Origin of the sequence: Crenothrix polyspora (assembly GCF_900163755.1) — a bacterium.
GTDB lineage: Bacteria > Pseudomonadota > Gammaproteobacteria > Methylococcales > Methylomonadaceae > Crenothrix > Crenothrix polyspora.
Genome location: NZ_FUKI01000132.1, coordinates 1 through 11,909, shown reverse-complemented (window position 1 = coordinate 11,909; position 11,909 = coordinate 1). Strand labels below are relative to the sequence as shown.

General features: G+C 43.6%; 12 protein-coding genes. 6 read left to right on the top strand and 6 right to left on the bottom strand.

Going from position 1 to position 11,909, the window contains the following annotated elements; translation table 11 throughout:
• Positions 1–95: 95 nt before the first annotated feature.
• A complete protein-coding gene (locus tag CRENPOLYSF2_RS12840; RefSeq protein ID WP_087144349.1) occupies positions 96–299 on the top strand; it encodes a cold-shock protein in 204 nt (67 codons plus the stop codon).
• Between the two features lie 82 nt (positions 300–381).
• Here the strand turns inward: CRENPOLYSF2_RS12840 and CRENPOLYSF2_RS12835 are convergent, their stop codons facing one another.
• The 3 genes from CRENPOLYSF2_RS12835 to CRENPOLYSF2_RS12825 all read right to left on the bottom strand — a co-directional run bounded on the left by CRENPOLYSF2_RS12835 (position 382) and on the right by CRENPOLYSF2_RS12825 (position 2,219).
• Positions 382–810, bottom strand: a complete 429-nt coding sequence (locus CRENPOLYSF2_RS12835; protein ID WP_087144348.1) for an NINE protein — start codon at positions 808–810, stop codon at positions 382–384.
• Positions 811–1,087: 277 nt separating this feature from the next.
• Positions 1,088–1,852, bottom strand: a complete 765-nt coding sequence (locus tag CRENPOLYSF2_RS12830; RefSeq protein ID WP_087144347.1) for a complement resistance protein TraT — start codon at positions 1,850–1,852, stop codon at positions 1,088–1,090.
• 76 nt (positions 1,853–1,928) lie between these two features.
• Complete coding sequence (locus tag CRENPOLYSF2_RS12825; RefSeq protein ID WP_087144346.1) at positions 1,929–2,219, bottom strand: hypothetical protein; 291 nt, start codon at positions 2,217–2,219, stop codon at positions 1,929–1,931.
• Between the two features lie 317 nt (positions 2,220–2,536).
• Between CRENPOLYSF2_RS12825 and CRENPOLYSF2_RS12820 the strand changes: the two genes are divergently transcribed.
• The 3 genes from CRENPOLYSF2_RS12820 (at position 2,537) to CRENPOLYSF2_RS12810 (ending at position 5,951) form a co-directional block, all read left to right on the top strand.
• Positions 2,537–3,247: a TPR end-of-group domain-containing protein gene (locus CRENPOLYSF2_RS12820; protein ID WP_087144345.1), complete on the top strand. Its 711-nt coding sequence runs from the start codon at positions 2,537–2,539 to the stop codon at positions 3,245–3,247.
• A 437-nt stretch (positions 3,248–3,684) separates the two neighbouring features.
• Positions 3,685–5,754, top strand: coding sequence for a carbon starvation CstA family protein (locus tag CRENPOLYSF2_RS12815; RefSeq protein WP_087144344.1), 2,070 nt, complete (start codon positions 3,685–3,687; stop codon positions 5,752–5,754).
• On the top strand, positions 5,754–5,951 hold the full coding sequence (locus tag CRENPOLYSF2_RS12810) for a CstA-like transporter-associated (seleno)protein (RefSeq protein ID WP_087144343.1): 198 nt from the start codon (positions 5,754–5,756) through the stop codon (positions 5,949–5,951). The genes CRENPOLYSF2_RS12815 and CRENPOLYSF2_RS12810 overlap by 1 nt, the downstream gene beginning before the upstream one ends.
• Positions 5,952–6,003: 52 nt before the next feature.
• Here CRENPOLYSF2_RS12810 and CRENPOLYSF2_RS12805 read toward each other — a convergent pair whose 3' ends face one another.
• Together CRENPOLYSF2_RS12805 and CRENPOLYSF2_RS12800 are read right to left on the bottom strand one after the other, a co-directional pair.
• Positions 6,004–6,636 (bottom strand): pre-peptidase C-terminal domain-containing protein, encoded by a 633-nt coding sequence (locus CRENPOLYSF2_RS12805; protein ID WP_176371123.1) that lies wholly within the window; start codon positions 6,634–6,636, stop codon positions 6,004–6,006.
• 489 nt (positions 6,637–7,125) lie between these two features.
• Positions 7,126–10,119: a DEAD/DEAH box helicase gene (locus tag CRENPOLYSF2_RS12800; protein ID WP_087144341.1), complete on the bottom strand. Its 2,994-nt coding sequence runs from the start codon at positions 10,117–10,119 to the stop codon at positions 7,126–7,128.
• 196 nt (positions 10,120–10,315) lie between these two features.
• Between CRENPOLYSF2_RS12800 and CRENPOLYSF2_RS12795 the strand changes: the two genes are divergently transcribed.
• The gene (locus CRENPOLYSF2_RS12795) at positions 10,316–10,543 is read left to right on the top strand and encodes a hypothetical protein (RefSeq protein ID WP_087144340.1); all 228 of its coding nucleotides are present in this window, start codon (positions 10,316–10,318) and stop codon (positions 10,541–10,543) included.
• A 138-nt stretch (positions 10,544–10,681) separates the two neighbouring features.
• Here the strand turns inward: CRENPOLYSF2_RS12795 and CRENPOLYSF2_RS18595 are convergent, their stop codons facing one another.
• Positions 10,682–10,978: a hypothetical protein gene (locus tag CRENPOLYSF2_RS18595; protein ID WP_140396863.1), complete on the bottom strand. Its 297-nt coding sequence runs from the start codon at positions 10,976–10,978 to the stop codon at positions 10,682–10,684.
• Here CRENPOLYSF2_RS18595 and CRENPOLYSF2_RS12790 point away from each other — a divergent pair.
• A partial coding sequence (locus CRENPOLYSF2_RS12790) for a hypothetical protein (protein ID WP_140396862.1) occupies positions 10,970–11,909 on the top strand: 940 nt, incomplete at its 3' end. The genes CRENPOLYSF2_RS18595 and CRENPOLYSF2_RS12790 overlap by 9 nt on opposite strands.

The window sequence follows — 11,909 nt, the reverse complement described above, 5'->3', positions numbered from 1 at the left end:
GGATGTTGAGTTGAGGGATTTTAGCAGTCAGTTAGTTTGCCCGGTTTCAATGTTGTAGTTCTATTTGTTAAGTTTTTATTGTAGGAGTTTTTAAGATGGCAACAGGCAAAGTAAAATGGTTCAATAACACCAAAGGTTTTGGTTTTATCTCACCTTCTGATGGCAGTGCTGATGTATTCGTACATCATTCAGTAATTCAAGGTGATGGCTACAAAACTTTGGAAGAAAATCAAAACGTGCGTTTTGATTGTGAAAAAGGACCAAAAGGCTTGACGGCTGTTAACGTTCATCCCGAATAAAGTTTTTTCCAGATTCAAGATTAAAAAGGCTCCTTCGGGAGCCTTTTTTTGTGCTTGAAAAAATGTACAGTAAAGTCGGTGCTTATTTTAAAGGTCGACCTTTGGCATCTTTATCGTTATGACCCGCCATTAATAACACGGCATCTAAAAATCCCCACAGCAATGCAAAAGGTAAAAAGCCTGCGGATATTAAAATAGCGGTTAGAAACATTTGCACAAAAGCAATTTGATAATAACCCAAATACAGACGGCTCATGCCTGCCCAGCCGAGTAAAAACGATAATAAGGCGGCTATCCACCGACGTTTGACGGCATTGGATTTATCAATAAAAGCACCGGCTAAAGTGATGTTGGCAATGGCTTTAGCTCTTAAATCAAAGCGGACAATATCATCTTTTTCAGGTTGCGTGTCGGCCACCCACACTTTCATATCAAACTTGAAGAGCTCTTTGCCGGCTGTGATGACACCGGTTTTGGTATCAGGGTCATAACTTTCAATTCGTCCAAACATAGTTTCTCCACTTTTGAGTTAATAGCATTGTGTAATTTTGATCAGTTGGCTAAGTTGCTAATTATAACAATTACCTGCCTATTACCGGAATTAATCATCTGTGGCAATGCCAGGTCAAACACAGACACGCTATATTTTACGAGGTATTTGAAGATATTTACGCTTATTGAATTGCAAATGAGTTTAAAAAGCAGCAATATCGGAGAACGTGATAAGCAGAAAAACCGTTCTTGTGGTTTTTAAGAACGGTTTAAAAAAATGAATATTTTTGTATCTATCAGAACAAACCAGAAATAGATCGCGCCAAACCTTCTGTTAATGGCTGTGCTGCTTCTGCATAGTCTAAATTGACTTTATTGGCGGTACTGACAACGCGAATGCGGTATTGTTTTGTATTTTTGATTTCCGAATCAGTTTCTCGGCTAGAACCGCCGATACCATTTTTGTGATCTCGTCGACTGTCTTTTCTGACCACCACGCCGCGCTTTGTTTTTTCTGATAATTCAATATCTGTAATTGCCATATAAGTCACGTCTTTTACCGCTGCGTTAGCAACAAGTTCAACAGCGCTACCAACCAGCATACCAACGCCGCCACCAACTGCCGCGCCAATACCACCACTTACCGCCGCACCTGTTAACGCGCCTGCCGCACCACCTGCTAAAGCGCCGCCATAGCCTGCATGCAATGCCGACTCTGCCGCTGTTGGGCTGGCTTTGTCAACACTTAACACGTTAGCACGCAACCAATAATGCGCACGATCAGGATCAGTTGTAATCGTATAGCCTTTAGTACTTAATGATCTTTTTACCGTACTGAGAATATCAAAATTTGATTTATCCGATGTGTTTCTAATATCAACATAAATAGTCTTTTTATCAGGGCCGACAGGATCTAAGAAAACCGTGTCACTCATTTTAGTTTGCACATCTAAATCTTTCTTAGCGATTGTTGTATGAACTGCGGCACAACCATTTAACAGTAACGTAATCGCAACAATGCTAATTAAGCCAAAGTTTTTTGTTTTTTTCGAGTCAATCATATATTTCCTATAATTATTATTTTTAATGTTATGTTACTGCTGGAATATTTTAGTGATGTTTTACAGTGTGGGAGCTTTAATACCAGTAACCTCGTGAATAGGCCCAATATGGATAATAATAACCATTGTGAAAATACTGGTATTGTCCTGTTTTGACTTCAGATTTAGTGGGTTTACCTCTTTTTGTTGCTTCTGATAAAGATTCATCTAAAGTGGTCTCATCTGCCACATTAAAGGGTTGAGATAATATTTGAGCATTGAGATTTTGCTGGGCACTACTTTGATCTTCATCGCCCTCCCATGCCGCAGCATTAGTGCAAATAATAATTAAGCATGCATAAACAATATTCTTTTTAGAATTTATCATAATTGACACCTATTCGTTTTTGGTAAAATGCGAATTAGGCATGATAGTGATTACGCACGTCAAGACAATAGTTAGTGTTTATTAAATTTAATGTAAAGCAAGATTTTTTTAAAATAAAAAAATATTTTTAATCAAATATATAGTAAAAATATGCATTGCAACACAGTAATGGGCACAAGATAGTATCATTCCTTTTACGTTGTCGGAAAAAGCAAAAATTAATCGTATAGGTCGAAGTATTTAATGTTGTCGTCGGCAATTGAGCTGTTATCCTATACTTTTATCTGCCATTTACTTTTCTTAAGGAGAAATAAAACATGTCGTTGATTGCATCGTTTCAAAAAAAATCTAAGATGGAAACCGCTATCAAGCAAATCACTAAGGCGCGTCAAGATGAGAGCGGTAACACCGATCAGTTATACAAACACATCTATCAGACTTTTGCGGACGTTATCAGCGATGAGCCCATGCGTGCCCAGGCTTTGTATAACTGGGGTGCGGCCTTGTTATACCAGGCTAAAGTTAAAGACGGCGATCAGGCAGTTACCTTGTATCAAGAAGCGATTCAAAAATTTGAATTTTGTTTATTGCTGCAAGCTGAATATTTAGCGGCGGCTATCGACTGTGGCGTGGCGTATATGGATATGGCGCGTGTTAAAAATGCTGCACCCGATGATGCTATTTACGAACAGGCTAAAAAACAATTTGAACGCGGCAACGCCATTCAAGCGGGGACGGCATCTTATAACTTGGCGTGTATCTATAGTTTACGCGGCGACAACGAGGCATGTTTAAAAGCACTGCAAAGCTCTAAAGCTAAGGCCAGTTTGCCAGATGTGGCTGATATTACCAGCGATCCTGATATGGCCAACGTTAAAGATCAGGACTGGTTTTTAGCGTTTATAGAAGAGCTGACTAAAATACCTGAGCCTGTTGTGATTATAGTACCCGAACTTACCCCAGAAGAACTGGAAGCCAAACAAGCCCAAGAAGACAGGCTAAAAGGCGATAACCGTAAGTTTTATTGATCTTGCACTGTCCGCATTAAACACGCACCAACACATCAAATACAGGGCTATTAACTTGAGCGCGGACACGCTGTTGTAGGTTGGGTTGCCAAACAGCAGTCAGGCCAACCTACTTCAGTAGCATTATTTTTTGTCGCGTTTTATGTCCGTAATCACATGCGGTAGGGATGTAGCACCTTGCATCTTTACACCGATATTATTAATTTAATCCCCAAAAACCTGACTTTCAGCATGAAAAGTCAGGCATTTGTGCTTATTCAGCATGTAGTTGGTTATTTTCAACCATAATGCTAACAGGCTGGTAACAGATCTTAAATTATCCCACTGTTTAGCAATTGATCGACAGGCTATTAAGTCTGTATGACAATGTAGCGTGTGTCAGCACCCGGTAATAATAACAAAAGTGGGCGCAGCGGCTTGAATAACAGGTATTAATAATGAACAGCATAACAAAAAATGCAATCTGGCTATTAGTAGCCATTTTAGGTGCGGCAGCGGTGGGCGGCATTGCGCTCAATCGCGGTGAGCACATTAACGCGTTGTGGTTTATCACCGCCGCCTTGTGCGTATACGCACTGGCGTACCGGTTTTATGCGGCATGGATAGCCGCCACGGTACTCATGGTGGATGACACCCGCGCCACACCGGCTGAGCGCCTGGATAATGGTCGCGATTTTATGCCGACCAACAAATGGGTGGTGTTTGGCCACCACTTTGCCGCCATTGCAGGACCAGGCCCACTGGTTGGGCCTACGCTGGCGGCGCAATTCGGTTATTTACCAGGCACGTTGTGGATATTGTTTGGTGCAGTGCTGGGCGGCTGCGTGCAGGACATGGTTACCTTGTTTATATCCACTCGTCGCGATGCCCGAAGCCTTGGCCAAATGGCGCGTGATGAGATTGGCCGCATTGGTGGTACGGCGGCGTTAATTGGCACGTTTACCATTATGATTATCCTGATTGCGGTATTGGGCTTGGTGGTGGTGAATGCCATGAAGCACAGCCCGTGGGCGACGTTTACTGTGTCAGCGACCATACCGATAGCCATGTTGGTCGGCATTTATATGCGTTTTTTGCGCCCAGGTTGTGTATTGGAAGCATCCCTCATCGGGGTGGTTTTATTATTGCTGTCAGTGGGGGCTGGCGGTTGGATAGACACCAACCCAAGTTTGCGCGGCTGGTTTGACCACGATAGCTTACCGTTGGCCTTTGCGGTGATGGCTTACGGTTTGGCGGCGGCGATATTTCCGGTATGGTTGTTATTAGCGCCGCGTGATTACTTATCGACTTACATGAAGTTGGGCACGATTACCCTGTTGGCGGTGGCGATAATTTTACTCAGGCCCGATGTGAAAATGCCCGCCATTACCCCGTTTATTGATGGCACGGGACCGATCTTTGGCGGCAAGTTGTTTCCGTTTGTATTTATTACTATCGCCTGCGGCGCGATTTCTGGTTTTCATGCCTTGATTGCATCGGGCACGACCCCGAAATTGCTCAGCAACGAACGCGACATTGTGATGATTGGTTACGGCGGCATGTTACTGGAATCTTTCGTGGCCATTATGGCGATGGTGGCGGCGACCGTTTTAGACCCGGGTGTGTTTTTTGCCATCAACAGTTCGGCAGGTATAGTCGGTGCAGACGCGGCGGATGCCGTAGCTAAAATTTCGTCTTGGGGTTATCCGGTAACGGTTGAACAAATGCAAAACTTGGCACGGCAAATGGGCGAGGCAACCTTATTTGCCCGCACCGGCGGTGCGCCCTCATTAGCGGTGGGCATGGCGAGTATTTTTGGCAGTGCCTTTGGTGAAAGCATGCTGGCGCTTTGGTATCACTTTGCCATTATGTTTGAGGCAATTTTTATCCTGACTACGCTGGATGCCGGTACGCGAGTGGGGCGTTTTATGTTGCAGGATATGCTTGGTAATATCTGGCCAAAAATGGGCGAAACCTCGTGGCTGCCGTCGGTGGTGCTGACCAGTGCTATCGTTGTTATGGGCTGGGGTTATTTTCTGTACATCGGTGTGATTGACCCCAACGGTGGGGTGAATATCTTGTGGCCGTTGTTTGGTATTGCCAACCAGATGTTGGCGGCGATTGCCTTGTCGGTGGCGACCGGTATTTTGGTGAAATCGGGTAAATTACGCTTTGCCTGGATTACCGGCACACCGTTGTTGTGGCTGGTGATTATCACCAGTACCGCCGCCTGGCAAAAATTGTTCAGTGACGATGTGCGCATTGGCTTTTTAGCAGGGGCTAATGATTTAGCCAATAAACTGGCGTTGGGTACATTGCCGGTGGACAAAGCCGCTGCTGCACCGAAGTTGATTTTTAACCTGCATCTGGATGCCGGTATTACGCTGTTTTTTATCTGCTTATTGTGGTTGATTGTGTTTGATATGTTGCGTATGTGTATGCGCTACGTGGCAGGTAAGCCGGTATTGCCGCTGACAGAATCGCCTTATGTGCTAACACAATTGGCTGAAGAGCAAGTGGGGCATTAATGCACGTTAAAATCAAAGCCGTTTGGCAAACCGTGCGCCAATTGTCTGGCGATGATGCGTATGAACGTTATTTGCAGCATTACGCACAATACCATCAGCGGCATGCGGAAGGCGCTTGTCATCCCGCGTTAACTAAGGCGGATTTTTTTAAGCAATGGCAAGATGAAAAATGGACGGGTGTTAAACGCTGTTGTTAATGATTTAATTAAGAATCGCCCTCGTTATAGCGAAGGCGATTTGGTTTTAGACTTATGCTGTTAAAGTGGTTGCGAAAATTTTCTGACGATACATGCCCATAAATCCTATAAGACCTGAGCCAAACAGTAATGTCGCAGGCGGTGTTGGCACATTAGATTGTTGATTATTAACGGCTATATTGTCTGATAGCGACACATGTAAAGTGTAGTTTTGGCCGGTGCTAAGTGGATTTTGATAAAAGATATTGCGCTTATCATTTGGTGGGTTAACGGCATTGCCAATGGATAAATAATACAAACCTGTGGCTTTAAAAGTGTAACTTATAAAAGAATCCTTGCCATTATGTGCCTTGAAGGTGCCGGTATAAAGCGAGCCTGGATCGGTTGCTTCGTGATCGTTATTAGAATCAATTTCCTTCTCAAAAGAGTTATATAGTTTTATAAAAGAATCCAGACTAGACGAGGTTTGATCTATATCAAAATAGGCTTGTATAGGATTTTTATTTGATGCGGTGACGTTGAATGAATACCAATCCAAACTGCTGTTATCTTTTTCAGTAATTGCAATGACGGATGAATGAAAAAAAGACTCAGAGATATTCGTGTCTTTGCCATTGTTAGGTTTGCCAATAGTGTTATCGGCGTTTTTATTAAACGCCGAATCCAAATTGTACGCATTTTTCATAACATTATTGCCTGTTGTATCAGAAATAGTAATGTAGCCAGCGTTAGCCGTGCTAAATCCTAGCATTGCTGAGCAAAAAATGGGAAAAAGCATTTTTTTGTTCATAATAAATACCATTTTAAAATGTAGTTAACTCAGTTCACGGTGTCGTGAACTCTTATGGTCAAACACCTATGTGAATGACAGATAGTCCATATTCTTAAAAATGTACAAAGCATAATTCATGCCATGTTGTGTTTTTTGCTAAATTGGCTGAGATGATCGCTGTTTTGGAAAAATAAATCTTATTTTTGATTTTAATTATTTGATAAGTATTGTATTTTTATTAGTGCGAATTTTTTGAGGTGGTATTGATTTTTTAGCAACAGTTGTTTTTTTTAGTAGTTTAGCGTTTTGGGTTGGTTTAAATTAACGTGTTTTCTTGCTAACAGGGAACTGTTTTTGTTAATAGGTGACAATTATCGGCAGAGTGTTTTCATCGTAGCACCATTAACAGAATAATCTTGCGTCTGTAATAGCCTGCTCAATTAAACTCAATGGTACATCTGGGCTTTGCAGTAAAGACACCACGCGGATAATGGCATCCGCTTGGGCGGGTGTGAGTAATTGCTGTGGTAGTATTTCGTTATGTAACCAAACGGTTACGGTATCTATTGCGGGTGCTTGAAACTGCCCTGCTATAGCAGCTGCTTGTAAGAGCATGGCGGAAGCGATTAAATCTAACACCCCTGCTACACAGTGTTGCGCCAGTAAAGTTTCAGCTGAATGCAGCTTAGCTTCAGCCATCTGTGTGAGTGGGTTGATTGTTGTGGTAAGGCTTTGCTTATACAATACCGGCAAAGTTGCCAGTGTAGAGCAGGCTTCTAAGCCCTTTAAGCTATTAAGTGTTTTAGTGTCAACAACGGCGATTGGCACAACACCTTTCGATAGTTGGCGCACAGTGTCTTCGTCGCTGTTATGGATAGGATTAACAATAACTAATATCTGTTCGGGTGAGCCGACGACGGATTGTAAGCGGTATTTAAATACTAGTTGCATACTGGTGAGCAGTTGCTGAAGCTGAGGGTCTGGTTCTGATTGCCCTGTGTCGCTATGCTGAGTATCTGACGCTGCTAACGCATGTGACGGTTTTATATTTTGGTGTTTGTTAGACTCGGCAGTATTACTAATCAGTGTATTAATCAGCGTTTGCAACATTTTTTTAGAAACCCCTACGACCTCTTTGGAGGTTTCTGGGCTGATAACATTATCAAATAAATCCCGTTTATTTTTAACAAGTTTAGTGACCTGCTGCTCGTATGAATCTTCGGCCAGCATTAAAAACACTTGCAGGGTGTTTTTTTGTCCTGGCCTGTGTAGGCAGGCTGTACGCTGCTCCAAAATGGCAGGATTCCACGGCATATCCAAATTAATCAATACAGTAGCTGATTTTAAATTTAAGCCGACACTGCCCGCATCGGTAGAAATAAGTACCTGCACGCTGTCATCATTTTTAAAACGATTAATAGCGTCAGTACGTGTGTCACTGCTCATACCACCGTGTAGGCGTACCGCCGATAAGCCTATTTGGCGTGTTAATGCTTCGACCATTTCGGTCATGACTGCCCATTGCGAAAAAATAACGGTTTTATGGTTGTTTTGTAGGCAGAGATCTTCCAGTAAATACGATAGCTCATGTAATTTAGGTGAGCCGTGTGTTTCGTTATCAACTAAGCCTGCTGCATTGCACGCCATCCGTGCTTGTTGCAGCGCCGCCAGTAAGCGGTGTTGCTCGCCAGGGGTTAAAGTACGACGTGTGGCAAGCTGTGCCAGTTGCTTGGCAGTAGAGAGCCCGCTGTCATGTAATTCGCGTTGTTTTTTATCCAGAGGAATATCAAGTCGGACTTCAGTTTTTTCCAGTAACTGTGTGCTGACGGTTTGGTGTTGTCGCCGTAGCATAACCGGTGCGATGCGGTGCAGTAATTGGGCTAAATCGCGATACCCCAGCACTGTGCCGGTTTCATCGGTAATTTGATAATCGAGTAAGTAGCGCCAAAAAGGTGCGAGTATTGTCGGATCAACCAGTTGCAATAAACTGTATAGATCGTCCAGCCGGTTTTCGACGATTATGCCGCTTAACACAAACACGTATTGACTGGGTATGAGTTTTAGTTTTGGGGTGATGCGGGTGCGCCAGTTTTTGGTACGTTGCGGCTCATCGACAACCAGCAAATCTGCATTAAAGTCGTCAGTGATAAGCGTTATATCACGCATGGCTAATTCATAATTAATAATGAAAAATAGCGCATCAGATTGATACTGTACGGCTCTTTGTTCGGCGTTACCTTGTATGATTTGTACGGTATAGGCGGTGAATTTTTTTATTTCTCGTGCCCATTGAAACGTTAAAGAGGCTGGGCAAACAATCAGTACTTTGTTAATAGCGGCATGATTAACCAGCCAAGAAGCCGCTGTAATCGCTTGCAGCGTTTTGCCCAAACCGGTATCGTCGGCTAATAATGCTCGCCCGTGCGTGGCTAAAAAAGCCACACCGTCAATTTGGTAGGGCAGTAGGCGTGCTTTAATATCGGGTATTACGCCGTGTGTGTTTAAAATAGCGTCGTTAATTTGTTTAGCACGCTCTTTGTAAGCCGCATTTTTAGCGCTTTGTTGTGCATATTGTAAGGCATCTTCACCGATATGCAGGTCGTCTCTGCCTTGTACTTGCTGAGTATAGCGAAAAAAATCTTCTGGTAAATTACCGTTAAAAATTTTGTTAGGGCCAAAAAAGCCCGCACAAATACTGGACAGATTGTCGCTCATGCTGCTCAGTGCATGTAAACGCATAATGGGTTTGTTGTTTTCCCAGGCCATATAGACAAAGGAAACAGGAATACCAGCGCCGAGATAATTGTTATAGTCGGGTTTGCTTTGTACATAATGCAGCACGGCTTCAATGTGTTTGCACGTACCTAGGCGATACAGGTTAAGGTCAGGGCAGGTGCAATAATTAAAAGGCTTCGTTAGGCTGCGAATGTGTACTTGGTAAGATTCTAAACCTTGTGTACCCAATGTAGTTGCGGTTGCTTGCCACGTACCAAAACCAAGATTGCCGCTGATTAATTTTGTTCTGACTTCATTATTACCTTGCTCAATACAGGTTTGTACCGCAGCGGCTGCGCTTGTGTCGATTAGATTTTTGTAGCGTTTATCATAGGCGGTATAGCTGTGCAGTGCGGCAATTGCATGTTGACAAGCGGTATTTTTAGGGGTATCGCAGCTACACTGAAAGTTCAGTTTAGTGCCTGTGTCTTTGGACAAGGTTACGTGATGTGTGGTGTGCGGGTTATTTGTCTCTTGTACTTGCGCTATTAACGTATTATCTTGTTTATTTAATGCAATTACACAATGTTCTGTAAAGCAAAAGAGTCCCTGTTCTAATACATTGTCTAAAGCAATGCTTTTAAAACGCTCAGTATCGTAGATAAATAAGTCGTTGTTCATAGATTAATGGTCTGACGAGAGTGGGGCTTAATTGTACCTGAGTATTCAAAAATGTCAGCGCTCCATTGAGGAGTTAATTTTGCTGAATAGAATGCCTATACGCTATAACAGAACGGCTATTTTTTGATGTGTAAGCCCGTTGCTAAAATTCAATAAAATCAGTATTTTTATAATTTTAACGTCAGACAGGTTTTTTATGCCAGAGCAAAACACATTCGTATCAGCATCAGCACAAAAACAACGCTTATTGGCATTATTTGAGCGCTTAGTGCCATTAGTTGATGGTTTGGCCGATACGTTGCGCGGTGTGCTTATTATTGGGCTGTTATTGTTGATTTGGGTTGGCGTTTGGATGGCTGTGCTTAAACCAGCAATTCAGAGCGTATCAGAATTAAACGTAAATCAATCGATTAGCGTGCATTGAAATTAAATTTTTCCGGCAACAAGATGGACAATAGCCAGTTTTCCATCCATTCCATTCTGCATTGTAAATTTCTAATGAAAAAACGCCCAGCCAAATCGTGCCCAATTTATAGCCCAGCGTCGTGCAAAAAAAGCTAAACTACGCAAAGCCCTGACCGAAGCACAAGCCATTGCCAGCCAGCAACAAAAGAAAATACAGCTTGTATATGAAATGTACCAGACCATCCAGCAGCACTTTCCTGACCTGTTTGGCTGGATGCGGGATGTGGATGATTGCCCTAAAAAAGCCTCCAACTATGAACTGGCCGCCCACCTGACCGCCTGCCTGGCGATGTTCTTGTTCAAGGTCGGTTCCCGTAACCAATACAACCAGCACCGTGGGGATGTTCTGTTTCACAAAAACTACAAGCGTCTGTTCGGTTTTGCGATGCCGCACGGTGATTCCGTCCAGAATGTCATCGAATTATTGGACATCGACCAAATCGAACACCTCAAGCAAAAAATGGTACAAAACCTGCTCCAACGCAAAACCTTCCATCGTAGCCGTTACCGTGGGCAGTGGTTTCGGATCGCGGTTGATGGCAGTTGTGTTGGCAGTTACGACCACCGGCGCGACGAGCAGTGCCTACATAAAACCTCAAAAACCGGTAAGGTAAGCTACTTCCATTTTGTCCTCGAAGCACGCTTGATCACCTCGACCGGCTTCAGTGTTTCCATCGCCAGTGAATGGATTGAAAATCCTGAAGGGGGCGAATATGACAAACAAGACTGCGAGCGCAAAACCTTCGTGCGTCTGGCAGCCAAGCTAAAAGCGCTTTACCCACGCCTGCCTATAGTGATACTTGCTGATGGACTATACCCTTACCAAGGTTTTTTTGACATCTGCAAGGCTAACCAATGGTCTTATTGTGTCACTTTTAAGGACGGTAACCTGCCCAGTGTCTGGCAAGAGGCCTTGGCATTACAGCCGTTGCAAAGCCAGAACAGGCGTAAAGACATCTGTTACCGCCCTGACGGCAACACGGTTACCCAAGTCTTCCATTGGGTTACCGGCATCGATTATAAGGGGCATAACCTCAACTGGCTGGAATGCCAAGAAACTATCGCACCGACCAAACCAGGTGCCTCGGCTGAAGCGCCCAAAACCACGCGGTTTGTGCATATCACCGACCTGCCTGTCCATGCCCGTAATGTGGCAGACACTAGCAGGACGGGGCGGTTGCGATGGAAGATCGAGAATGAAGGTTTCAATACGCTGAAAAATGGCGGCTATGGTATGGAACACCAGTATGCCAGGAAGAGTTACCGTGCACTCAAGAATTATTTCCAATTCATGCAGATGGCGCACATCATCCACCAGTTGATGA